Raw genomic sequence first — 23,299 nt, 5'->3', positions numbered from 1 at the left:
CGCTGTCTCCCTCGATGCTGTCGCGACCCATCTTGGCCGCTCGCACACCGGGGACGGAGCTGTTCCGGGCTTCTCGACATCGCGCGTCGAGATTTTTCAGACGCCTGGGCAGTCGCCGGCGCTGAGACGCTTCCGGACAGACGTGACCGCGGAACCGTCGGTCTCGAAGACGTACGTCCACCTGGGCGTCCCGGTCATCTCCACGCGCAGCTCGGTACCGCTCTGCGCCGCGGTCGGATAGGCGGTCTTCACCTCGGCCACCGTCGAGCCGACGCCGATGCCGCGCTGCGTCTTGGCGGTGCTCGGAACCGTGAGCCGCACGATGCCCTTGGCCGACGAGATGATCACGGCGTTGTTGTCGGGCACCGACGTCGTCGCGTAGGCGACGCACTTGCCCTCCGGATCGGCCGGGCTGCTCGGCTCGACCAGCGTCTTCGTCTTCAGCGCGTCCGCCTCGCTCATCCCGAGCACGAGCGCGCCGACCCCAGCCGTTTCCGCCGGCGGCGGAGCCGACGGGGTGGTCGTGCGCGGCTTCGTGGAAGTCGGCTTGCCGGTGCCCGTGCCGGGGTTGCTGCCACCGGGGTTCGGAGGCGAAGGAATGACGGTCGTGGTCGGGACGACGGAGCTGGACGACGACGGAGGCGGGCTCGAAGCGGAGGTCGGTACCGAGGTCGGCAGCAGGTCGCCGACCCAGTGGTCGTCCGACGACGGCAGCTGGGTCAGCCCGATCCCCGCACCGACCAGCGTCACCACGGCGACGGCGGTGGCCATGGCGGAACGGCGCCGTCGCCGGCGATCCGCACCGCGAAGCACAGCGTCGGTCGCCTCCGGACTCACGTGCACGTCCAGGCGATCGTCGCTGAAGAGCCTGCGCAGCTCGTCGTCGAGGTCGTCGGCCACCGGTCAGTCCTTTCCCAGGCGTGTCCGCAGACTCGCCATCGCCTTGCTGGTCTGGCTCTTCACGGTGCCGCACGAGATGCCGAGCGTGTCCGCGATCTCGGTCTCGGAGAGGTTCTCGTAGTAGCGCAGCACGATCACCGCACGCTGCCGTGGCGGCAGTGCGCGCAGTGCTTGCCAGAGTGGTTCGTTTTCGAGCCTGCTCAGCTCTGGTTCCACGGCACCGCTGTCGGGGAAGTCCGCGACGAGGTTCTCGCGACGACGCCGCCGCCAGATGCTGATGTGGGTGTTGGCCATGGCCCTGCGGACGTACGCGAGCGGGTCGTCACCCTTGCGCTGCACGGCCACCCAGCGCGACCCGACCTTCTCCAGGACGGCCTGCACGAGGTCGGCCGCGTCGTGCGGGTTGCCTGTCAGAGCGTGTCCATAACGCAGAAGTCCGGGCATCGACACACGCACGAACTCCGCGAAATCCCCCACGGCTTCCGCTCTTCCCCCGCCGCGTTCGGCGGCCGACCCGAGTCTCAGCACCGCCGTCACGGCACGCCCCCTCCCCGAAGCGACAAGTGGCTCCGGGAAGTCCACGCCCGAGGGCGCCGGACGGTTGCCTCACTCAATCACAGAACGGCAACGGCCTCCGGCAGTACGAACGAACCGTCCTGCTGACAGGGGAAGTCGTGCACCTCGACCACGGCCACGACCGGGATCGGCCCGTACACGTGCGGGAACCACAACGGTGAATCCGCCACGGCCTCCCACCTGACCGGCACGTCGAGCAGCTTCGGGTCGATCACGAGCAGCAGCAGGTCGCTCTGCCCGAGGAAGAACTTGCCCGCCGTCACGTGCACGACGCCCCGGTCGGAGCAGTGCACGAACTCCTCGCCGGCGGGCGCGATCGAACCGGCCGACTGGGCAGCGGCCCAGCCGGCCTTCGAGATGATGTGCAGCAGCACTTATCCACAGCTCCTTGTGGACAACCCTGTGGACAGGGTCACCGGAGCGTGATCTGACGGCCACGCAGGCCGTCGCGGGCCCTGCGCTCGGCGTCGGTCAGCGGCGCGTCGGACTCCAGCGCCTCCAGCAAGCGCTTGCCCAGCGCTTCGGTCGGCTCTGCCCACTCGCGGGCGTGCATCTCGCGGTCGAGGTCCCACACCGGCACCAGGAGACCGTGCGCGCGGAACGACCCGGCGTAGCGCGAACCCTCTCCCAGGTCCAGCTCGCCGCGAGCCGCCAGGCGGGCCATCGCGGGCAGCAGCTTCTCCTCGGGCTCAGGGCGGACCCAGCGCAGGTGCGCCTTGTCGCCCGCGTCCACCCAGTACGCGGCCTTCACGCCGGGAGCGTCGAGGCGCTCGGTCGGCAGGATCGCCGCGTTCGCGCGCTCCAGCGACAGGGCCACCTCGCCGGTCGGCTCGGTGCCCTCCGGCATCCACCAGAGGAAGTCGGTGTGCAGCTCGGGCGTGATCTCGGCCTCGGGGTCGAGCAGGTCCTGCAGGCGACCGGGGTTCTCGCCGTTGTCGGGACCGACGACCGGCAGGACTTCACCGGTCTTGGCCTGCTGCGCCCACTGCAGGGCGCGGGCCAGGTCGCGGCTGATGTCACCGGAGCGCGTCTGCACCTGCAGGCCGACGAACGGCACGTCGTCGCCGCGGATCAGACCGGCGGCCGCCATCGGCAGCACCGTGGCCAGCGTGACCTCGCGACCGTCCTTGACCGGAAGCTTCGCGATCGCCGACGGCACGAACTCGCGCAGCGCGATCAGCTCGCACTCGGCGGCCAGGCCCTCGAACGGACGCGACACGATCACGTCCGTCGCGCCACCGGGAGCGCCGTGGCAGGCCTTGTAGCGCTTGCCGGACCCGCACGGGCAGGGCTGCTTCGGGTTGATCCCGTCCTTGGGTGCGTCCTTGACCGCGCTCCGCTTGGCCACCTTGGCCCTCCTCGTGTTCAGGCTTGTCAGGTCGCCAAGTTAGCCGTCAGCAGGCGGCGGGTGTTCGCCGGGGCGTTCGTCGCGAGGTAGCGGACCCCCAGGTCACGGCACAATGCGACGTCCTCCGCGCTGTCCACCGTCCACACGTACGTCTCGTGCCCCGCACGCCTGGCCCGATCGACGTAATCGGGGTCGTTGCGCAGCACGTGCACACCCGGTCCGGTGTAGTCGGCGAACGACGGCAGCGTGCCGGTGCGGTAGCGGCCGAGCCGGTCGAGCAGCAGGACCGTGCGGATGTCCGGCGCCTGGTCGCGGAACGCCTTCACGGCGGTCGGCGAGAACGACATCATGACGATCTGGCTGTCGAGCGCGTGCCGCTCGAGCGCCTCGACGAGCTTGCGTTCGATCTCGTTGCGGTACCGGACCGGGTGCTTGGTCTCGATGAAGAGCTGCACGTTCGTGCCCTTGACCAGGTCCAGCAGCTCGTCGAGCACGAGCAGTCCGGCCGGCTGACCGTGGCGGTGCCAACTGCCGTAGTCGTGCTGCTTCAGTTGCTCCAACGTGAGCGCGCTGACCGTGCCACGGCCGCTGGACGTGCGGGTGAGCGTGCGGTCGTGCACACACACGATCTCGCCGTCCTTCGACAGCCGGATGTCGCACTCGAGCCCGTCCGCGCCCTCCTTCAACGCCAGCTCATAGGCACCGATGGTGTGCTCAGGACGGTCTGTGGACGCGCCACGGTGCGCGACGACGGAAGGCAGCTGCACAAGCCGAACGATAGTGTCTGCACAACAATTTGAGGCATCAATCAAATTGACGTGGACGAAACCGCCGACCGCGACTTACCGTCCCGCCTTGTGACGTTCGACCAGCGCGATCCCGCGTTCATCGCCGACCCGTACCCGGTCTTCGCCGCCCTGCGCGAAGCCGGTGAGGTGCATCACCACGAGCAGATGGGCGTCGCTGTCGCCGTCTCGCACGCCGCCTGCTCGGCCGTCCTGCGGCACCGCTCGCTCGGCCGGATCTGGTCGGACGTGAAGCCGGTGGAGCAGTTCATGGCGTTCAACCTGCTGCACCGCAACTCGCTGCTGGAGAACGAGCCGCCCACGCACACCCGGCTGCGCCGCCTGGTCGCCGCCGCGTTCGGCCGCGGCCACGTCGAGCGCCTGCGCCCATGGGTGGCCGAACTGGCCGACCGGCTGGTCGACGAGCTGGTCGCGAAGATCGGTGACCAGGGCCAGGCCGACCTGCTCGCCCACGTCGCCGCGCCGCTGCCGGTCGAGGTGATCGCCGAGCTGCTCGGCGTCCCCGGCCAGGACCGCTACCTGCTGCAACCGTGGTCGAACGCCATCGTGAAGATGTACGAGTACGGCCTGCCTCCCGAGCAGCAGCAGGCAGCCGAACGCGCGGCCGCGGAGTTCGTCGCCTACCTGCGCGAGCTCGTCGCGTTGCGCCGCAAGAACCCCGGCTCGGACCTCGTCTCCGACCTGGTCGCCGTCACCGACACCGACGGCGCCAGGCTCACCGAGGACGAGCTCGTCGCCACCGCCGTACTGCTGCTGATGGCCGGCCACGAGGCCACGGTCAACGTGATCGGCAACGGCGTCTTCGCCCTGATGAAGCACCGTTCGCAGTGGGAGCGCCTCTCGGCGGAGATGATGCCGACGGCCGTCGAGGAGCTCATCCGCTACGACTCGCCGTTGCAGCTCTTCGAACGCACCGCCACCGAACGCGTGGAGATCGCCGGCCACGTCGTCGAGCCCGGCGAGAAGATCGCCGCGCTGCTCGGTGCGGCCGCGCGCGACCCGTTGGTCTTCGAGAACCCCGACACGCTCGACGTCGGCCGCGAGAAGAACCAGCACCTCGGGTTCGGCATGGGCATCCACTACTGCCTGGGTGCGCCGCTGGCCAGGATCGAGGTGGAGGCGGCGCTGTCGTCGTTGCACCGCAAGCTGCCCAAGGCGGTGCTGGCCGCGGAACCCGACCGGCGCGCGGAGTTCGTGATCCGCGGCCTGCACTCCCTGCCGCTTGCTGACGGAGCATGATCGTTCGACCTGAGCACTAACCCCGTGGATAGCGCTTGGGGAGCTTGAACCCTCGCTCCCTCAACACCTTCCGCAACCGATCCGGGTAGTCGGTGATCAGGCCGTCGATCCCGGTGTCGATCATCTCGTGCATCCGTGACTCCTCGTCCACGGTCCACGGGATGACCGCGAGGCCCTGTCCGTGGGCATCGGTGACCAGTTCCTTCGTGGTCATCGTGTGCACCGGGGACAGGGCCTTCGCGCCGAAACTGCGCACCGCCTTCGCGACACTGCCGCCGAAGTCGCCCAGGTTGAGGCCACCCGTCCACGGCGAGCCGGGACGCAGGAACTCCGGCTGCGTCAGCGCCACCAGCGGGATCCGCGGCTCGACCTCGCGCAGCCGCATCAGCGTGCCCCAGTCGAACGACTGGATGGTCACGTTCGGCAGGAAACCGGAGCGGCGGATCTCGCGGACCGCGCGTTGCACGAACTGCTCGCGCGGCGCCGTCTCGTGCGGGGCGGCGGCCTCGACCTTGGTCTCGATGTTGAAGCGGATGCCCCACGCGTGGTGCCTGCGCGCCAGGTCGAACAACTCGGCAAGGGTGGGCATCCGCGCGCCAGGAGATAGCTCCTGGTCCGGGTACTGCGACCACCGGGTGCTGCCGCAGTCGAGGGTGCGGACCTGCGCGAACGTCAGGTCCTTCACGTACTTGCCGGCGTAGGGAAAGTCGGGGTCACCGGGGAACGCGGGCTTGGTGTCGAGGCACTTCGCCGGGTTCGTCTTCCGGTCGTGCGTGATGACCTCGCGGCCGTCCCTGGTGATCTGGAGGTCGAGCTCCAGCGTCGTGACGCCGAGTTCGAGCGCCTTGCCGAACGCCTTGAGCGTGCTCTCCACCGTGAGGCCGATGCCGCCGCGGTGGGCCTGCAGATCGAAATCCCTGTGGTGATGGGCCTGAGCGCCACCTGGTGTGGCCATTGCGATCACCAGAGCCCCGATGAGTGTCCGCATCCACCAAACCTGGCACTCACGCACAACGCCGGGAAGGTCCGTGAGGGCGAACGTCGCCTGAACAGATCAGCGGGGCGAACCGGACGCGCGGAACGACCGCAGTGGCGGCTCGGGAGCGTCCTTCACCTCGAGCACCCGCATCAACCGCACCGACGCGGCGTCCACCGGGAGCAGCAGTGTGGTGATCCGTCGGATGACCAGCGCCGTCGTCACCGCGACGCCCGCCAGCACCAGGTCGCTGAACGCGTGCAGCAGCACCCCGTCGGCAAGCGCCTGGGTGCTGCTGCGGAACGACCACAGGACCGTGATCAGGAACAACAGCCCCGAACCTGCCCAGAGGCCCCACCACCACCGCAGGAGCTTCGACGGCCGGGGCCGTTCGGAAGCGGACCCGTGCGCCACCGCGTGTTCGAGTTCGGCGAGCACCGCGCCCGGAACGACGAGGTTCATGCCGGGCACGATCAGCCCGATCAGGGCTTCCCGGTCCGAACGCGACGGCCCGTAGCCCACGATGGTCGCGGCCACGTTCCGCGCGCGCCGCACCCAGAGCAGCGTGAGCACCAGCGACAGCAGACAGCCGGTGATCGTGACCGCCGACGACGACACCACCATGGCGTCCGACGTGCTGACCACACCGGCGGAGAGCGCGCCGAAGCGGCTCAACGCGACCAGGACGTACCGCCAGATCTCGGAGAACGCGCCCCACAGGGCGACGAAGCCGAGGAGCCACAACGAGTTCTGCGCCGTCCTGCCGAGCCTGCGCACGCCGTCGACCGAGTCGGCCTGCTCGACGGTGCCGGGCACTGCGGTCGGCCAGCGCCACGCCAGCAGCGGGAAACCCCAGCGCGGCGGGACCGGGTAGTTCGGCGGTCCGCCGTAGGACAACCGCTGCGACCGGCGCGAGGGCTGCGGGTACGCACCGGGTGGCGGCGTCGCCACCCAGTCCACGCGCATCGGCTGCAACGGCTGCACGGTCAGATGACCTCGGGTTCCATGCCGTCGACGCCACCCTCGAGCGGGCGACCGTGGGCGTCCCAGTGCTGCATGCCACCCTCGACGTTGACGGCCTCCCAGCCGTTCTCGTTGAGGTACTGGGTCACGCGGGCGGAGCGGCCACCGGCGCGGCACACGACGTAGAGCTGCACGTCGTTCGGCACCTCGTCGAGACGCGCGCCGATCTCGCTCATGGGGATGTGCAGCGCGCCGGGCGCATGGCCCGCGTCCCACTCGTCCTGCTCGCGCACGTCCAGCAGGACGGCGTCTTCCGGCAGCACGGCGGGAACGTCAGCGATCTCCACGCTTGGAACAGTCACACCGTAGATGTTGCCATGCCGGAGGTTGCACGGACGTGAACCTCCGGCATGGCACACCCTCTAGCCGACCTCCGCGAGGGCCAGCCCGAGCTTCTGGAACTGCTCTTCGCTCAGCGGCAGGGTCGGGCGTCCGGCGCGCTGCACGCTGGTCGAGTTCCGCGGATCGCTCACGTGGTAGGACGGACTGCCGAAGTTGTGCATTTCGAGTTGCACCAGCAGGCCGTCCTTGCGGAACACGTCCAGTGTCTGGGTGAGCGTCTGGTACGGCACGTACGGCCGCACCGAGTGCAGCTGCGCCACCGAGCCGTTCGGATGGAGAAGTCGCCGAGCGGGTTCGCAGTCGCCGGCCTCCCACAGCGTGTCGTCCGCGTTCGCCAGTGGGGTACCGGCGAACCTGGCGGCGGAGATCCTGATGCTGCCGGTGCCACGGGAGTCCGACACGTCGAACCGGTACTCGGTTCGCGCCCGTTCGACCTCCGCGTCGCCGAGGGTGAACCCCGGTAGGAGTTTCCTCGCCTGGTCGAGCCAGGTGGAGACGAACTCCTGGGGCGGCAGTTCCCCTCCGAGCTCCACGTGCCGCGCTATCGACGGCGCCTTGGTGTCGCACAGCGGAAGGGTGGGCGTGGGCCAGCCCGCTGGTGCGCTCACTGTGGGCGTCCACGTCCCGTGCGGCACCTGCGGCGGCGTGCTGACTCGGGGCCAGCCCACGGCGTGCTCCACGGTGGCGGGCGCCTCGTTCGGCTGGTCCGCGGGCATGCGATCTGGGGCCGCGTGGTTCAGCGTCGTCGCGCCGATGCCGATGCCGGCGACCACCGCCACCACACCGAGCATCGCACCGGCGCGCCGGGCGAACACCCGGCGCCGGCCGCGCTTGAGCACGTGGTCCAAAGTCGTCGTGGGAGGAGGCGCGGAGACGTCGAGAGCTCCGCGCAGCTCGTCTTCGATGTTCATCAAGCACACTCCGAATTGACCGGCTCGCCGTACGCCTCGCGGAGCGTCGCCAAACCCCTGGCTGTCTGACTCTTGACGTTGCCGATCGAACAGCCCAGCTCAGCGGCCGTCTGCTCGATCGACAGGTCGTGCACGAACCGCAGCACGAGCGCCGCCCGCTGCTTCGGCGGCACCTGTCGCAACGCCGCGTGCAACCGGGCGTCGGGATCGTCGAAACCGCCGCCGACCCCGTGTTCCGGCAGGTCGGCGACCGGGTCCTCGCGACGACGGCGCCTGCTGTCGAGAAACAGCCGCGTCACGATGGTGCGCACGTAGGCCACCGCCGTGTCGCGCCTGATGCTCGGCCACTTCGCGTACGCCTTCACGAATGCGTTCTGCGCGAGCTCTTCCGCTTCCGACCAGTCGCCGCACATCGCGTAGGCCGTGCGGCGCGCCCAGTCGAACCTGCTCGTGAAGAACTCCGAGAACTCTTCGTCTCGTCGCACTCCGGTCCCCCTGCTTTCGCTGCGTTCGCGTTCAATACGCGCCCAGCCCGAGCAGGGTTGCACACCCCGGAAAACGATGAAGGGAACCTTCATCCACGGTGGATGAAGGTTCCCTTCGTCGAGAGCGGAAGAGCTAGTGCGCGATGGCCTTCTCGGCGCCCGCACCGGTGAGGGAGCGGACCTCCATCTCGGCCTGCTTGACCGGGTCGGCCTTCTCCTTGGACAGGATCGTGCCGACGTAGCCGAGCAGGAACGCGACGGGGATCGAGACGATGCCGGGGTTCGACAGCGGGAACAGGTCGAAGTCGGCGTTCTTGAACATCGAGGTCGGCGTGCCCGAGACGGCAGGCGACAGGATGATCAGGGTGATCGTCACGATCAGACCGCCGTAGATGCTCCACAGCGCGCCCGAGGTGTTGAACCGCTTCCAGAACAGCGAGTAGAGGATCGTCGGCAGGTTGGCAGAGGCCGCGACCGCGAACGCCAGCGCCACGAGGAACGCGATGTTCTGGCCGTTGGCGATGATGCCGCCCCCGATGGACACCAGGCCGATCACGATCGCGGTGATGCGGGCGACCTTGACCTCGGAGTCCTTGTCCTCCTCCTTGCCCTTCTTGATGATGTTGGCGTAGATGTCGTGCGCGAACGACGCCGACGCCGTGATCGTCAGGCCTGCCACGACCGCGAGGATCGTCGCGAACGCGACCGCCGCGATCAGGCCCAGCAGGATCGGGCCACCGAGCTCCAGTGCGAGCAGCGGAGCGGCGGAGTTGGCCTTGCCGGGTGCCTTGTTGATCGCGTCCGGGCCGACGAGCGCACCGGCGCCGTAGCCCAGGACCAGCGTGAACAGGTAGAAGATGCCGATCAACCAGATGGCCCACACGACTGAACGACGGGCTTCCTTCGCCGTCGGCACGGTGTAGAAGCGCATCAGGATGTGCGGCAGACCCGCGGTGCCGAGCACGAGGGCGAGAGCGAGCGACAGGAAGTCGAGCTTCGTGGTGCCGTTCTTGCCGTACGCGAGACCAGGGCCGAGCAGCTTCTCGCCCGCCTTGGGAGCGTTCTCGACGGCGGCACCGAGCAGCGAGGACAGGTTGAGCTTGTAGATGCCGAGCACCCACACGGTCATGATCGCGGCGCCCGCGATCAGCAGGACCGCCTTGATGATCTGCACCCAGGTGGTGCCCTTCATGCCGCCGATGAGGACGTAGGCGATCATCAGGGCGCCGACCACGGCGATGACGAGGGACTGGCCACCCGTGCCCGTGATGCCGAGCAGCAGGGCGACGAGACCACCGGCACCGGCCATCTGGGCCAGCAGGTAGAAGAACGAGACGGCCATCGTCGACGTGGCGGCGGCGGCGCGGACCGGACGCTGGCGCATCCGGAAGCTCAGCACGTCGCCCATCGTGTACTTGCCGGTGTTGCGCAGCAGCTCGGCGACCAGCAGCAGCGCGACGAGCCACGCCACCAGGAAGCCGATCGAGTACAGGAAGCCGTCGTAGCCGTTGATGGCGATCGCGCCCGCGATGCCGAGGAACGACGCGGCGGACAGGTAGTCACCCGCGATCGCGATGCCGTTCTGCGGACCGGTGAAGGCGCGGCCGGCGGCGAGGTAGTCGGCAGCGGTCTTGGTGTTGCGGCTCGCCCTGATGACCACGAACAGCGTGATCAGGACGAAGACACCGAAGATGCTGATGTTGAGGATCGGGCTGGACTGGTTCACTTGCCGTCTCCCTCGATCTCACCGCGGAGCTTCTCCGCCAACGGGTCGAGGTGCTTGTTGGCGTGCCGCACGTAGAGCGTCGTGATCACGAACGTGGACACGAACTGCAGCAGGCCGAAGATCAGCCCGACGTTGATGTTGCCGATCACCTTGGTCGACATGAACCCGTGCGCGTAGTCCGCGAGCAGCACGTACAGCAGGTACCACGCGAGGAACAGCCCGGAGACGGGGAACACGAACTTGCGCAGACGATGCTTCAGCTGGGCGAAGTCATCACTTGCTTGGACGTCGACCCACTTCTGCGCATCGGGGGCCGACTCGCTCGGGGTGTGCTCAACGGTGCTCACAGTCCCCTCCTCGCGATACTTGTCGTAGGTGTCAGCAACGTGACGGGCACGTAGCGCCTCCAGGTGCGGTCCTGTTCTTGGGGAGACCGTATGGAGACTTGAGTCACTCAGGTAAGGCTCCGTTCGTCCGCATGCGCCCAGCAGTCGGGTGATGCGGCGAACGGTCAGTATCCGTAGACGAACAGCACTCTGCGTGACCAGATTCACCGTTCACCGATTCGAGTGACCAATTTTCACCCAATTGAAACAGTGAACACTCAGCGTGTTCGACTAGCTCCCCTGCGCTTGTCGTCGGCCATCCTGGCCTTCTCCTCGGCGGTGCCGAAGCGGGCGATGTCGCGGTCGCGGATGAAGCCCAGCGGGTCCGGCGCGTGCAGCCTGAGCAGGATCTGGTTGACGTCCGCGGGGGCACGTCGGCGGGTCGCCTTGCTGACGACGATCATGGTCATGAACGCGATCGGAACCGTGATCAGCGCTGGTTGGGTGAAGACGGTGGGTGCCCAGTGGCCGGTGTAGGAGCTGACCACGCTGATCACCTGAGCGGTGATCACCATGCCGCCGCCGACGACGAGACCGCACACGGCGCCGACCCACGTGAGGCCGCGCCACCAGATTCCGAGCACCAGCAGCGGGCAGAACGTCGACGCGGCGAGCGCGAACGACATGGCCACGGTCAGTGACGCGTCGGACCGCGGAAGCAGCAGAGCAAGACCGATGGCGACGAGTCCGGTGAACACCGTTGCCCACCGGAAGTCACGAACCTTGCCCGGCATGATGTCCGTCGAGACCACGCCGGCGACCGACACCACGAGGCCGGAGGAGGTCGACAGGAACGCCGCGAACGCACCGGCCGCGACGATCGCGCCGAGGATCTGGCCGCCGATGTTCGGCACCATCGTCTCCGGCAGCATCAGCACCGCCGCGTCCGTCTTCCCGTTCACCAGCAGCTGCGGCAGGTAGAGCCGGGACAGCACGCCGAGCACGGTCGGGAAGATGTAGAAGAGGCCGAGCAGGTAGAGCACGTGCAGCGCTGTCCGCCGGGCCGCCTTGCCGTCCGGGTTGGTGTAGAAGCGCACCAGTACGTGCGGCAGGCCCATCGTGCCGAGGAACGTCGCGAAGATCAGCGAGTACGTCTTGAGCAGGTCGGAGATACCGCCGGTCTGCGGCCGAGTCCAGTCGTAGTTGTTCGTCGGGGAGCCCTCGACCACCGGTACCGGGCTGCCCGCGGGGAACTCCATGACCGTGCCGGGGCTGAGCTCGTAGACACCGCGGCCCCAGAACACCGGGCCGTTCGCGGCCCTGCCGTCGATCTCGCCGTGCACCTTCAACGTGAGCGGCTCGTCGACCCGGACCTTGATCACCTGCTCGGCCACGGTGATCGACTCGGCCTGCGGGAACCTGATCACGCCGTCGTCGCTGATCGGCTGCGTGCCGCGGTGCGGTGAGGCGAGGAAGACCACGAACAGCACGAACGTCGGCGCGGCGATCGCGAAGAGCTTGCCCCAGTACTGGAAGGCCTGCACCAGCGTGATGGCGCGCATGCCGCCGCCCAGCACGTTGATGACCACGATGACCGTGACGATCAGACCGCCGAACCACGCCGGCAGCCCGGTGATCGTCGTGAGCGTCAGACCCGCGGACTGCAGCTGAGGCACCAGGTACAGCACCCCGATACACACCACGAAGAACGTGCTGAAGTGCCGCACGTTCACCGACCCCAACCTGGCCTCCGCGAAGTCGGGCAACGTGTAGGCGCCCGACCTGCGCAGTGGCGCGGCGACGAAGAGCAGCAGCGCGAGGTATCCGGCGGTGAAACCGATCGGGTACCAGAGCGCGTCGATGCCGTCCTTGAGGACGAGCCCCGCCACGCCGAGGAACGACGCGGCGGACAGGTACTCACCGGAGATCGCGGCGGCGTTGCGGGTGGCGGGAATCGCGCGGCGCGCGACCAGGAAGTCCGGGGTGGTGTTGGCCTTGCGCGAGCCGACGTAGCCGAGCAGGAACGTCACGGCGGCGACGGCGACGATGGCGCTGAGGCTCCAGATGGTGGCGTTCACGTCAGCGGTCGACCATGTTCACGAAGTCGCGCTCGTGCCGTTCGGCCTGCCTGCGGAACATCCACCCGACGCCGTAGAGGATCGGGAAGGGCGCGAGACCGAGCACGAGCCACGGGATCGGGATGCCGAGGATCTTCAGGTCCGAGATCTGCGGAAACATGAAGAAGGTGATCGGCAGCAGGCACATTCCGATCAGGACCGCGAACGCGAGCCCGAACGCGGAACGGAGCTGCTGCTTGATGAGGTCGCGCACCAGCTTCTCACCGACGCTGGTCTGCTCCTCCAGCTCGATGATCGTGCGCAGCGCCTTGCCGCGGGACTTCGTCGAGTCCGCGAGCACGACCCTGCGCCTGCGTGGTTTGCGGGCCTGCTCACCGAGCCAGGCCTCGCGGGCGGCCTGCTCGGGCTTTCCCGCGTCGTGCCTGCTCACCAGCCGCTCTTCGGCGGTCGCACGATCCGTTCCTTGAGCTCCTTGGTGTGCCGGCGGCTGACCGGGAGCTCCTTGGCGTTCTCACCGGTGCCGATGACCACCGCGTAGCCGTTGGCCGTCATCCGCAGCTCGCTCACCAACGGCAGCGCGACGAGGTACGACCGGTGGATGCGCACGAAACCCGCGTTGGCCCAGCGTTCCTCGAGCTGGGCGAGCGGGATGCGCACCAGGTGGCTGCCGTCCTGGGTGTGCAGACGGGCATAGTCGCCCTGTGCCTCGACGTACCGCACGGACGCCCGCGGCACGAGCTTGATGGTGCCGCCGAGCTCGACGGGGATGACCTCGTCGTCACTCGGTTCGGCGCTCTGGGCCGTCGGCGCGGCGTTCGCGGCCGGCGTGGGCGCGGGCGTGCGGCCCACCCGGTCCGCGACCCGGGAGATGGCCTTGAGGACGCGCTCCTCGTTGATCGGCTTGTTGATGAAGTCGAGCGCGCCGACGTCGAACGCCGTGACGAGCGCGTCGCGTTCCTCCACACCAGTCACGAAGACGAGGGCGGGCGGGTACCGGAACGCGCTGAGCACCCGTGCGAGATCCATGCCGGACAGTCCGGGCATGTTGATGTCGGCGAACACCGCGTCGACCGGCGGCAGGCCGGCCTTGGTCCTCGCCATGACCTCCTGCTCGTAGTCGCCCCTCAGGATGCGCAGTGCCTCGGCGGCGTCGAACGCCGTGAGGACGCGCCGGATGTGGGGGCTGCTCTCGAGCAGGAACTTGATCTCGCTCAGGCCGGGAGCCTCGTCATCGACTGCGAGGACGAGGAGACCGGCGTTGTCTTGGGTACTCACTGTGTCGGGCATCTTGCCCATCAATGTGCGGTCATGTCTACGTCAAGGGTTGACTCGACACGCCCTGCGAAACCGAACTGATGCTCACAGCCCGAATCGGGACCAGCGTGCACGTTCCTCGAGGCTCGCGAGCACCTGCGTCACGAGATCGCCCGATCGGGTGGACGCGGCCGCGAGTCCGAGCTTGGCCAGCAACGGCTTCTTCGGCTCCGCGACCGTCAGCTCGGCGTCCGGGAAGCGCTTGGCGATCACGCTCCGGATGGTGCCGATGCCGTCGACGAGGCCGAGCTGCTGGGCCTTGACGCCGGTCCAGATCTCGCCGCTGAAGAGGTCCTCTTCGGTCTTCAGCTTGCTGCCGCGGCGTTCGGTGACCCATGCCTTGAACTGCTCGTGCAGGTCGGCGTGCAGCCCCTTGAGCCACTCGACGTCCTCGGGCTTCTCGGCCTGGAACGGGTCGAGCCGCACCTTGTTCTCCCCGGCCGTGTAGACGCGGCGTTCGACGCCGGCCTTGTCCAGCAGGCCGTTGAGCCCGAACCCGGCGCTGACCACGCCGATGGAACCGACGAGGCTCGTTCCGTGCGCGTAGATCTCGTCCGCCGCGCACGCCAGCCAGTAGCCGCCGCTTGCCGCGACGTCCTCGCAGAACGCGAGCACCGGCACGTGCTTCTTGGTGGCGAGCTCGCGGATGCGTTCGGCGATGAGTGCCGACTGTGTGGGCGCACCGCCGGGCGAGTTGATGAGCAGCGCCACGGCGATCAGCCGCTCGTTGTCGAACGCGCGGTTGATGGCCGTCTCGATGTTCTGGAGGCTGATCGTGTTGCGCGCGACCGGCGAGGACTGCGGGGTGATCACCCCGTGCAACCGCACCGCGGCGACGACCGGCGGCCGCTCACCCCGGTCCATGACCCTCGGGAGACGGGCCGCGATCTTGTCCGTGACGCTCATGTACTCGACAGTACGTGCGTTTCGTGTGCACGCGGGAGCCTCGATGGGCGGTCGGTTGCTCCCGCGTGACGTTGAACACGTGATGCTAGGTTCGGCTTGTGACGTTCAACCCGATCCGCTGGCTCGAACGGTACGTCGAGTGGTGGGACGACCGGGGCAGGCAGAACGCCGCCGGACCGACGCCGATGCACATCTACTGGATGTGGGTGAGCTGGAGCGTGTGCGCCGTCGTGCTGATCACGACTTTGGCTGTTGCAGCACGCTGACCTGCGGCGCCGTGGAGCTCAGCACTTGCAGCTGGAGAAACCCTTCGCGGTGCACTTGATGCAGACGCGGACGCGCTCGGGTGCTTGTTGTTCCTGCAATGGATGTTGCCCTTAACTCGCGGCCGGCCCTTGTTGCACAAAATGGCCGGCTGTTCATTGGTCAACAGCACAATCGGCAGGGTGAGCCTCCGAGTTGAGGATGGTTGCACACTCAACTTCAGGCCCGAGAGTCAAGCGCGGATCACCGGCTGCTCGTTCGTCATCGGCTCGTCCGTCAGCTGCGACCCCAGGTTCAGGTTCGGCAGCACGTTCCGCGCGAACTTCGGCACCTTGAGGATCACCTTGGTGCCCGCGTTGGGCGCGGTCTCGACGACCAGCGCGTACTCGGCGCCGAACACCGTGCGCATGCGGTCGTTGATGTTGCCGATGCCGACGTGCGCACCCGTCTGATGGGCGTCCTTGATGTCGTCCAGCCGATCCGGGTCCATGCCGACGCCGTCGTCCTCGACGCTGATCAGGGCCTCGTTGCCGTTGTCCTCGGCGGTGATCGTCAGCATGCCGCCGCCGGGCTTCTTGGCCAGGCCGTGCCGGACCGCGTTCTCGACCAGCGGCTGGAGCACCAGGAACGGCAGCACGACCTGAAGGACCTCGGGGGCGATGCGCAGGCGCACGTTCAGGCGGGAGCCGTAGCGAGCCTGCTCGATCGTCAGGTAGCGGTGGATGTTCGTGAGCTCGTCGGCCAGCGTCGTGAACAGGCCGTCCGTGCGGAACGAGTAGCGCGTGAACTCGGCGAACTCCTGCAGCAGCTCGCGGGCGTGGGACGGGTCGGTGCGGATCAACGAGGAGATCGTGTTCAGCGCGTTGTAGACGAAGTGCGGCGAGATCTGGGCTCGCAGGGCCTTCACCTCGGCCTGGGCGAGGGCCTGCCGCTGCTTCTGGACGACCTCCAGCTCGAGCTGCGTGGAGACGAAACGGGCGGTCTCCTCCGCCATGCGGATCTGGCGCTTCGAGGCAACACCCGAGACGACGATCAGCGTTCCGGCGACGTCGCCCTCGACAACCAGCGGCACGACCACAACGCTGTGCAGGGAGCACGGCCCCTGGAGCTCGCAGCCGAGCTTGCGGTGGTCGACGTGTTCCTTGTGGCAGTTGTTGATGGCACGGGCGACCGTGTCGCGGAGGTACTCGTAGTGGTCGTTCGCGCCGCCGTCCCACGACAGGACGGTGCCTTCCTCGTCGGTGATGGCGACCGCGACGCACCGCAGCATCTCGCGCAGGTGAGGCGTGGCCTTGTCGGCCGCCTCCTGGGTCAGCCCAGCGCGAAGATCGCTCGACGCCTTGGACATGCGGTCGAGCATGTCCATCACAGCATCCTCGACGGAGGTGCTGACTCGTCGAGCGCGGCACAGCATCACGAAGAGCCCCAGAACTGCCAGGGTCGCGATGACACCGAGCACGGCGCGCTCGGTCAACAGGTCGCCCACAAGGCACATGCTGTCTGTGGGGCGGTCCTAGAGCAAGAGGCGCGCCCGGCGTACCCCCGTACGGTCCATGGATCGGGTAGACATCATACGAATTACGGGAGAGGGTGTGCGCGTGAAAGTGGCCCTGTTCGCGACCTGCCTGACCGACACGTTCTTTCCGTCGACGGCACGTGCTGTCGTGCGTCTGCTGGAGCGGCTCGGCTGTTCGGTGGAGTTTCCGCTCGACCAGACCTGCTGCGGGCAAATGCACTTCAACACCGGCTACCGCGAGAACGCGAAGCCTCTTGCCCGCAAGTACGCCGATGTCTTCTCCGGCTACGACTACGTCGTCGCGCCGTCCGGGTCGTGCGCGGGCATGGTCCGGGAGATCCATCCCACACTGGGTGCGTCGCCGCCGCGGACGTTCGAGCTCGCCGAGTTCCTCGTGGACGTGTTGGGCGTGACGGACGTGGGCGCGTGGTTCCCCCACCGGGTCACCTATCACCCCACCTGTCACTCGCTGCGCATGCTGGGCGTCGGCGACAAGCCGCTGGCCCTGCTCAGGGCGGTCAAGGCACTCGACCTGGTGGAACTTCCGGACTCGACGCAGTGCTGCGGCTTCGGCGGCACCTTCGCGGTGAAGAACGCCGAGACGTCCACGGCGATGCTCGCCGACAAGATGCGGTGCGTGCTCGACACCGGCGCGGAAGTGCTGTCAGCTGGTGACAACTCGTGCCTGATGCACATCGGCGGTGGCCTGTCGCGGCTGCGCGCGGGCGTCCGGTCGGTGCATCTGGCGGAGATCCTGGCTTCGACGGAGGAGGACCCGTGGCGCGCAACCCCGTGACCTGGCTGGGCAGCCCGACGTTCCCCAAGGCGGCCAAGGCGGCGTTGAACGACACCCAGCTGCGGCAGAACCTGCGCAAGGCGACGGGGACCATCCGGGAGAGGCGCGCCGCGGCCGTCACCGAGATGACCGACTGGGAACAGCTCAGGGTCGCCGGTGAGCAGATCAAGGACGACGTGCTGGCGCGCCTCGACACGCTCCTCGTCGAGTTGGAGGAGTCGGTCACGGCGCGCGGCGGCGTCGTGCACTGGGCCCGCGACGCCGAAGAGGCGAACCGGATCGTGCTCGACCTCTGCCGTCAGGAGAACGCGAGCGAGGTCGTCAAGGTCAAGTCCATGGCCACCGCCGAGATCGGGCTCAACGAGGCCCTCGAAGCCGGTGGCGTGCAGGCGATCGAGACCGACCTGGCCGAGCTGATCGTGCAGCTCGGCGACGACAGGCCGTCGCACATCCTGGTGCCCGCGATCCACCGCAACCGCTCGGAGATCCGCGAGATCTTCCAGCGCCGCATGGGAGTCGAGCTCTCCGACGAACCGGCGGACCTCGCCGAGGCGGCACGCGTCTACCTGCGCGAGAAGTTCCTCACCACGAAGGTGGCCATCTCCGGAGCCAACTTCGCCGTGGCCGACACCGGGTCGATCGTGGTGCTGGAGTCCGAGGGCAACGGCCGGATGTGCCTGACGCTGCCGGAAACCCTGATCACCGTGATGGGCATCGAGAAGCTCGTGCCGACGTGGCAGGACCTGGAGGTCTTCCTGCAGCTGCTGCCCCGGTCGTCCACAGCGGAACGCATGAACCCGTACACGAGCGTGTGGACCGGCGTGACGCCCGGCGACGGCCCGCAGAGCTTCCACCTCGTGCTGATCGACAACGGCCGCACGGCGACGTTGCACGATTCCGTTGGGCGCCAAGCACTCCGGTGCATCCGGTGTTCGGCGTGCCTCAACGTCTGCCCGGTCTACGAACGCACCGGCGGCCAGTCCTACGGATCCGTCTACCCCGGACCGATCGGTGCGATCCTGACGCCGCAGCTGGTCGGCGACATGCACGACCCGCAGGCCGCCTCACTTCCGTACGCCTCCTCGCTGTGCGGCGCGTGCTTCGAGGTCTGCCCGGTGCGGATCGACATCCCGTCGGTGCTCACGCATCTGCGCGCGGAAGCCGTGGAGGCGAAGGGACGTACGGCCGAGTCCGTCGCGATGGCCGCGGCCGCGTGGGTCTTCGCGGAGGCGTCGCGGTACGAGAAGGCGCAGAAAGCCGGTTCCCTGGCCCGGTTCTTTGCCAAGGACGGGCGGATCACGTCGTTGCCGTGGCCCGGTTCGAAGTGGACGTCCTCACGGGACGTCCCCGCACCGCCGGCCGAGTCGTTCCGCTCCTGGTGGAGGAAGAACCGTTGCCAAAAATGATCAATACAGCTGCACGTGAGGAAATCCTGGCGCGTATCAGGCACGCGAACGTCCCGGCGGCCGAGCCCGTCGTCCGCGGCTACCTCCAGCAGGGGCCGGGCGGCGTCGAGCTGTTCGCCGAGCGGGTCGCCGACTACCGCGCGGTCGTGCACGTCGTGTCGAACGTGCCGGAAGCGCTGACGTCGTTGCAGGGCAAGCGAATCGTGGCACCGGCAGGCGTTCCGGCCGAGTGGCTCGTCGACGGCGTCACGTGGCTGCGCGAGCCGTTGTCGATCGAGGAGCTCGACCAGGCGGACGGCGTGCTGACCGGCTGCGCGGTGGCGATCGCCGACACCGGCACGATCGTCCTCGACGGCGGCGAGGCCCAGGGGCGCCGTGCGTTGACGCTGCTGCCCGACTACCACGTGTGTGTGGTGCGGGCGGACCAGATCGCAGCGTCGGTGCCGGAAGCTCTTCAGCGGCTGGAGCCGACGCGGCCGCTGACGTTCATCAGCGGCCCGTCGGCGACGAGCGACATCGAGCTGAACAGGGTGGAGGGCGTCCACGGCCCACGCACCCTGGAGGTGCTCATCGTCGGTTAGCAGTGCACGCCCCAGACGTCGCGGATCGCCCGCTCGTCGTAGTAGTAGGTGATGGCGCGCATCGAGATGCACTTGCCCTTGCCGTACACCTTGACGGGGCCGGCGTAGTACTGGAACTTGCCGGAGTCGAAGTCGTTGTTGTAGCCAGGCCTGTTGTTGTCGTCCTCGCGGAAGTCCTGGTTCCAGATGGCGATGCTGGCCTCGTGCTTGAACTGCGAGTAGTACGCCGTCTTGACGTTGGCAGCGCAGTTGTAGCCGGTGCTCGAGTTGTAGTAGAGCCGGATCGTGCTCAGGTGGTTCGGCACGTTGGACGTCACCTTGTAGGTGTCGATCAGGTTGCCCGTGCACCCGTACTCAGCGGCGTGCGCGTTCATCGGCGCCACGATGAGCGCCGCAGCAGCAGCCACCGTGATGGCGATGGCCTTCCGAAGACGTGTCATGCGGCCGAGCGTGACCGTGGCCGGTTAAGCGGCGGTTATTTGAGCAGGCGGGACAACCGGCGGTCGGCCAGTGGCTTGCCGCCGGTCTGGCACGTCGGGCAGTACTGGAACGCCTTGTCCGCGAACGACACCTCACGAACCGTGTCACCGCAGACGGGACACGGCAGCCCGGTGCGCGCGTGCACCCGCAGGCCGGACCGCTTCTCGCCCTTGAGCCGGGCGGCGTCCTGACCGACGGACCGCGCCACCGCGTCGGTCAACGTGCTGATCATGGCTTCGTGCAGCCGGTCCAGCTGTTCGGAGTCGAGCTTCCCCGCCGTCGCATACGGCGAGAGCCGGGCCATGTGCATGATCTCGTCCGAGTACGCGTTGCCGATGCCCGCGATCAGGCTCTGCTCGGTGAGCGCCGTCTTCAACCGCTCGGTGCGCTTGGCCAGCAGGTCCTCGAGCTGCGTGCGGGTGATCTCCAACGCGTCGGGGCCCAGCCTGGCGACGCTCGCGATGGTCTTCGGGTCGCGCACGATCCACGCCGCGAGCCCCTTCTTGGTGCCGGCTTCCGTCAGGTCGAACCCCGGCCCCTGACCGGGCGGACCCAGGTGCACGCGCAACGCCAGCGGACCGCGGCCCTGCTTGGGCGGCGGGGCGGACATGGTGTCGGCCCAGCGCAGCCACCCGGCTCTGGCGAGGTGGACGACCAGGTGCAGGCCGTCCGCGACCTCCAGGTCGAGATGCTTGCCGTGCCGGTGCGCGGCCACGACCTCCTGGCCGTGCAGCGCGGTCCACGGCGGATCGAACGTCTTGAGCACCTGCAGTGACGCCACGTCGACGCGGTGCACCGTTCGGCCCACCGCGTTCTCACGCAGGTGGTGGACCAGTGCTTCTACCTCGGGTAGCTCGGGCACCGGTCCAGTGTCGCATCAGTCGACGGGTTGCAGCGGGCCTTCGACGTCGGGCAGCGAGTGCATCTCGATCGTGCGAGCGACGCGGTTGGCCTGCTGGCGCACCGCGAGCGGACCCCTGACCTGACCGATCCACCGCTCGGGTGGCAACTCGTCGGCGGTGGCCTTGCTCTCAGCGACCAGCGTGTGCGGCCGGCGCAGCGCCCAGCGGACCGGGAAGAACGCGAACAGGAAGATCAGCGCGAGGATCAGCCACGCAGGCACGACCACCTGTTCGGGCGTCCACGCGATGAGCACGACTGTCATCACGACCAGCATCCCGGCCATCATGATGCCTGGCAGGACACCACCGCTGACGTCGTGCTCGAAGTCGTCGGATTCCACCGGGTTGCGCCACTCGATGCGGCTGTGGACCGTCCACATCCGCCCGTCCGCACCGCGCACCAGCCGCGTCATGTACCCGTCTCCCACGCTCGGTCGGTCTTGGTCAAACCGTACCTTCCGCGAGGCGAGCCTTGTGGGTGAACTCAGCCGACCTTGATCGTCACCGTCAGTTCTGGATCGGCGGCTTGGGATAGAGCGTGATGGTGGTGGTCGTGGTCTGCGGCGTCGAGCAGGGAGTGGAGGACGGCGGCGTCTCGGACGTCGAGGGCGCCGTGTTCAGCGACTTCACCTCGCGCACGGTCGTGGACGCGGTCGTGACCACCTCGCTGGAGCTCGACGACGACGCGACGACCGGCAACGCCCGCTCGACCGGCGGTTCCCGGCGCTGGTCGCCGGCAGGCGGCGGCGCGTAGGACGTCGTCTTGCGCACGGTGTCCTGACGCTGCCCACCGCCGGGGTTCACCACGTTCTCCCGCGTCTGCTCCTGCTTCTGCTCAACCTGGGGCGGCGGAGCGACCACGAGCTCCTCGCTGTGCCCCGAGCTGGACGAACCCGACGTGATCATGGCGATCACCGGGTTCTGGTCCGGCTGCAGCACCGCGACACCGGCCCCGCCGTTGAACACCGCGGCCATCGTCCCGATCAGGCCGACGGTCGCCACGCTCGCGGCGACGACAGCCATCTTCGCCTTGCTGATCAGCACCTTCCCGGCGAACGCGAGCCCGAGCGTGGACGGCACGATCAGGAACGCCGCGTTGGCCCGCAGTGTCGCGCAGACCTCGTTCAGCTCGGTGTAGAGCTGTGAGCAGGAAGAACAGCTGTCCAGGTGGGCACGGATCCGGCGTTCCTCGACGCCTTGGACCCCACCGGCGGTGAACGTGCCGAGCTTCGCCCTGATCGCCGCGCACGACGAACGCCCGTCGTCAGCGGCCAGGTGCGCCTGCAGGTAGGCCGCACGCAGACCCTCACGCGCGCGACGGGCCAACGCCGACATGGCGTTGGGCGAGAGACCGAAGTGCGGCGCCACCGAGGCGGGCCGTTCACCCTCCACCTCGACGCGCCACAACACGACCCGCCAGCGTTCCGGCAGGCTCGAGAAGGCTCTGGTGATGAGGTTGTGCTCGACCCGGCGGTTCGCGTTGTCGCCCACGGGCTCGACGCGACGCCCGAGCTCCTCGTCCTCGACCGGGACGTCACGCCGCCGCCCGCTCCACTCCCACGCGACGCGGCGAGCCACCGTCAGCAGGTAGGTGCGGACGTGGTCGGTGGGACCGCTGCCGCGCCGGATCGCCTGCAGCATGCGGAAGAACGCCTCGGCGGTGAGATCGTCGGCCTCGGCCGCCTCGCGGACGTGCCTGAGTGAGAAACGGCGGATCGCGTCCGCGTGCCGGGAGAACAGTTCGCCGTAGGCCGAGTCGTCTCCGTCGCGCACCCTGGCGAGCAGGTCCCGGTCGACCTCGTTCTCGTCGACCATCACGTGGTTCAACATGCCACAAGGGGCCAGAACTGCTCCTCGATGAGAACAGGTCGATATACAAGACCATCCGATAGTCGTGGGCTGATCAGCGCAACGTATCCGGTGACGAGACGGTCACAGGTGGGCGTCGGACCATCGGACGATGAAGATCCAGCGACTATCGTCACGACCGTGGTGGACTGGCGGGAACGCGCTTCGGCTCTGGTGCCGGAACTTCGTGCTGTCGCCGAGACCGAGGAGTGGTCCTGCCACGTCTTCTTCTCGGAGCTCTCCCAGCTGACGATGGAAGCCCACCGCGAGCAGAACGACGACGTGCTGCGCCGCGCGTACGGCTTCGCCCACTGGTGCTTCCACCAGCCGGAGCAGTTCCTGGAGAACGCCGCGTTGATCAGCTTCTACGAGCACGTGTTCGACGACTGGGATCTTCGTGAGGAGGTCGCGGCCTGGCTGCCGTGCGACGTGCTGCCCAAGGTCAGGGCGTTGTGGGAGTGGCGGTGGCCCAAGGAGCAGTTGACCGAGGTAGATCAACTGTTGGCCGGATTACAGCCCCCCGGTCGAGACGCCGTTTGAGGCTGTTGTA

At 68.1% G+C, this 23,299-nt stretch carries 27 protein-coding genes; 6 read left to right on the top strand and 21 right to left on the bottom strand.

All coding sequences use genetic code 11. The annotated features are described in order from the left end of the window. Positions 1-96 precede the first annotated feature (96 nt). The 5 genes from JOD27_RS07280 to JOD27_RS07260 all read right to left on the bottom strand — a co-directional run bounded on the left by JOD27_RS07280 (position 97) and on the right by JOD27_RS07260 (position 3,591). The gene (locus tag JOD27_RS07280) at positions 97-900 is read right to left on the bottom strand and encodes a hypothetical protein (protein ID WP_204761361.1); all 804 of its coding nucleotides are present in this window, start codon (positions 898-900) and stop codon (positions 97-99) included. A gap of 3 nt (positions 901-903) precedes the next feature. After that, on the bottom strand, positions 904-1,344 hold the full coding sequence (locus JOD27_RS07275; protein ID WP_204762014.1) for a SigE family RNA polymerase sigma factor: 441 nt from the start codon (positions 1,342-1,344) through the stop codon (positions 904-906). 170 nt (positions 1,345-1,514) lie between these two features. Beyond that, positions 1,515-1,850, bottom strand: a complete 336-nt coding sequence (locus JOD27_RS07270) for a DUF952 domain-containing protein (RefSeq protein ID WP_204761360.1) — start codon at positions 1,848-1,850, stop codon at positions 1,515-1,517. A gap of 38 nt (positions 1,851-1,888) precedes the next feature. Then, positions 1,889-2,824, bottom strand: coding sequence for a DUF5926 family protein (locus tag JOD27_RS07265; RefSeq protein WP_204761359.1), 936 nt, complete (start codon positions 2,822-2,824; stop codon positions 1,889-1,891). Between the two features lie 26 nt (positions 2,825-2,850). After that, entirely contained in the window at positions 2,851-3,591 is a 741-nt protein-coding gene (locus JOD27_RS07260; protein ID WP_307829975.1) for a glycerophosphodiester phosphodiesterase family protein, read from the bottom strand. Between the two features lie 90 nt (positions 3,592-3,681). Here JOD27_RS07260 and JOD27_RS07255 point away from each other — a divergent pair, with 90 nt between their 5' ends. Then, positions 3,682-4,869 carry a cytochrome P450 gene (locus JOD27_RS07255; protein ID WP_307829974.1) on the top strand — a complete coding sequence of 396 codons (1,188 nt, stop codon included), beginning with the start codon at positions 3,682-3,684 and terminating at the stop codon, positions 4,867-4,869. A 16-nt stretch (positions 4,870-4,885) separates the two neighbouring features. On the opposite strand, the gene JOD27_RS07250 is transcribed toward JOD27_RS07255, so the two are convergent. The 11 genes from JOD27_RS07250 to JOD27_RS07200 form a co-directional block, all read right to left on the bottom strand. Then, positions 4,886-5,857 (bottom strand): glycerophosphodiester phosphodiesterase, encoded by a 972-nt coding sequence (locus JOD27_RS07250; RefSeq protein WP_204761357.1) that lies wholly within the window; start codon positions 5,855-5,857, stop codon positions 4,886-4,888. Between the two features lie 66 nt (positions 5,858-5,923). After that, positions 5,924-6,829 carry a DUF4328 domain-containing protein gene (locus tag JOD27_RS07245; RefSeq protein ID WP_307829973.1) on the bottom strand — a complete coding sequence of 302 codons (906 nt, stop codon included), beginning with the start codon at positions 6,827-6,829 and terminating at the stop codon, positions 5,924-5,926. A 2-nt stretch (positions 6,830-6,831) separates the two neighbouring features. Then, a complete protein-coding gene (locus JOD27_RS07240) occupies positions 6,832-7,155 on the bottom strand; it encodes a rhodanese-like domain-containing protein (protein WP_045313090.1) in 324 nt (107 codons plus the stop codon). Positions 7,156-7,230: 75 nt separating this feature from the next. After that, a complete protein-coding gene (locus tag JOD27_RS07235; RefSeq protein WP_204761356.1) occupies positions 7,231-8,121 on the bottom strand; it encodes a hypothetical protein in 891 nt (296 codons plus the stop codon). Beyond that, entirely contained in the window at positions 8,121-8,606 is a 486-nt protein-coding gene (locus JOD27_RS07230) for a SigE family RNA polymerase sigma factor (protein WP_307829971.1), read from the bottom strand. Before JOD27_RS07230 ends, JOD27_RS07235 begins: the two co-directional genes overlap by 1 nt. 133 nt (positions 8,607-8,739) lie before the next feature. After that, a complete protein-coding gene (locus tag JOD27_RS07225; RefSeq protein ID WP_204761354.1) occupies positions 8,740-10,332 on the bottom strand; it encodes a monocarboxylic acid transporter in 1,593 nt (530 codons plus the stop codon). After that, entirely contained in the window at positions 10,329-10,679 is a 351-nt protein-coding gene (locus tag JOD27_RS45870; RefSeq protein ID WP_204761353.1) for a DUF485 domain-containing protein, read from the bottom strand. Before JOD27_RS45870 ends, JOD27_RS07225 begins: the two co-directional genes overlap by 4 nt. Before the next feature lie 257 nt (positions 10,680-10,936). Continuing rightward, positions 10,937-12,736 (bottom strand): sodium/solute symporter, encoded by a 1,800-nt coding sequence (locus JOD27_RS07215; protein ID WP_204761352.1) that lies wholly within the window; start codon positions 12,734-12,736, stop codon positions 10,937-10,939. Between the two features lies 1 nt (position 12,737). Further along, entirely contained in the window at positions 12,738-13,166 is a 429-nt protein-coding gene (locus JOD27_RS07210; RefSeq protein WP_204761351.1) for a hypothetical protein, read from the bottom strand. Further along, positions 13,163-14,032 carry a LytR/AlgR family response regulator transcription factor gene (locus tag JOD27_RS07205; RefSeq protein WP_204761350.1) on the bottom strand — a complete coding sequence of 290 codons (870 nt, stop codon included), beginning with the start codon at positions 14,030-14,032 and terminating at the stop codon, positions 13,163-13,165. The genes JOD27_RS07210 and JOD27_RS07205 overlap by 4 nt, the downstream gene beginning before the upstream one ends. Positions 14,033-14,095: 63 nt before the next feature. Next, complete coding sequence (locus JOD27_RS07200) at positions 14,096-14,956, bottom strand: S49 family peptidase (RefSeq protein WP_204761349.1); 861 nt, start codon at positions 14,954-14,956, stop codon at positions 14,096-14,098. Positions 14,957-15,054: 98 nt separating this feature from the next. Between JOD27_RS07200 and JOD27_RS07195 the strand changes: the two genes are divergently transcribed. Then, a complete protein-coding gene (locus JOD27_RS07195) occupies positions 15,055-15,222 on the top strand; it encodes a hypothetical protein (protein ID WP_166048541.1) in 168 nt (55 codons plus the stop codon). Positions 15,223-15,452: 230 nt separating this feature from the next. On the opposite strand, the gene JOD27_RS07190 is transcribed toward JOD27_RS07195, so the two are convergent. Beyond that, positions 15,453-16,715, bottom strand: coding sequence for a sensor histidine kinase (locus JOD27_RS07190; RefSeq protein WP_204761348.1), 1,263 nt, complete (start codon positions 16,713-16,715; stop codon positions 15,453-15,455). A 109-nt stretch (positions 16,716-16,824) separates the two neighbouring features. On the opposite strand from JOD27_RS07190, the gene JOD27_RS07185 reads away from it, so the two are divergent. The 3 genes from JOD27_RS07185 to JOD27_RS07175 are packed head-to-tail and all read left to right on the top strand — an operon-like array spanning position 16,825 to position 19,519. Further along, positions 16,825-17,532 carry a (Fe-S)-binding protein gene (locus JOD27_RS07185; protein WP_307830065.1) on the top strand — a complete coding sequence of 236 codons (708 nt, stop codon included), beginning with the start codon at positions 16,825-16,827 and terminating at the stop codon, positions 17,530-17,532. Beyond that, entirely contained in the window at positions 17,514-18,938 is a 1,425-nt protein-coding gene (locus JOD27_RS07180; RefSeq protein WP_204761346.1) for a LutB/LldF family L-lactate oxidation iron-sulfur protein, read from the top strand. Before JOD27_RS07185 ends, JOD27_RS07180 begins: the two co-directional genes overlap by 19 nt. Then, a complete protein-coding gene (locus JOD27_RS07175; RefSeq protein WP_204761345.1) occupies positions 18,935-19,519 on the top strand; it encodes a LutC/YkgG family protein in 585 nt (194 codons plus the stop codon). The genes JOD27_RS07180 and JOD27_RS07175 overlap by 4 nt, the downstream gene beginning before the upstream one ends. On the opposite strand, the gene JOD27_RS07170 is transcribed toward JOD27_RS07175, so the two are convergent. From JOD27_RS07170 to JOD27_RS07155, 4 genes are all read right to left on the bottom strand, one after another. Next, on the bottom strand, positions 19,516-19,959 hold the full coding sequence (locus JOD27_RS07170) for a hypothetical protein (protein ID WP_204761344.1): 444 nt from the start codon (positions 19,957-19,959) through the stop codon (positions 19,516-19,518). The two genes, JOD27_RS07175 and JOD27_RS07170, sit on opposite strands and share 4 nt — an antisense overlap. A 35-nt stretch (positions 19,960-19,994) precedes the next feature. Continuing rightward, positions 19,995-20,861, bottom strand: coding sequence for an Fpg/Nei family DNA glycosylase (locus JOD27_RS07165; protein WP_204761343.1), 867 nt, complete (start codon positions 20,859-20,861; stop codon positions 19,995-19,997). A gap of 15 nt (positions 20,862-20,876) precedes the next feature. Further along, a complete protein-coding gene (locus tag JOD27_RS07160; RefSeq protein WP_204761342.1) occupies positions 20,877-21,314 on the bottom strand; it encodes a DUF983 domain-containing protein in 438 nt (145 codons plus the stop codon). A gap of 94 nt (positions 21,315-21,408) precedes the next feature. Next, the gene (locus JOD27_RS07155; RefSeq protein ID WP_239566644.1) at positions 21,409-22,731 is read right to left on the bottom strand and encodes a sigma-70 family RNA polymerase sigma factor; all 1,323 of its coding nucleotides are present in this window, start codon (positions 22,729-22,731) and stop codon (positions 21,409-21,411) included. 159 nt (positions 22,732-22,890) lie between these two features. Here JOD27_RS07155 and JOD27_RS07150 point away from each other — a divergent pair, with 159 nt between their 5' ends. Beyond that, positions 22,891-23,289 (top strand): DUF7674 family protein, encoded by a 399-nt coding sequence (locus JOD27_RS07150; protein WP_204761341.1) that lies wholly within the window; start codon positions 22,891-22,893, stop codon positions 23,287-23,289. The last annotated feature ends 10 nt before the right edge of the window (positions 23,290-23,299 follow it).

Source organism: Lentzea nigeriaca (assembly GCF_016907955.1).
In the GTDB taxonomy this organism is placed as follows: Bacteria; Actinomycetota; Actinomycetes; order Mycobacteriales; family Pseudonocardiaceae; genus Lentzea; species Lentzea nigeriaca.
Note: the sequence above shows the minus strand (reverse complement) of the source record. Positions and strands in the feature narration are given on the sequence as shown.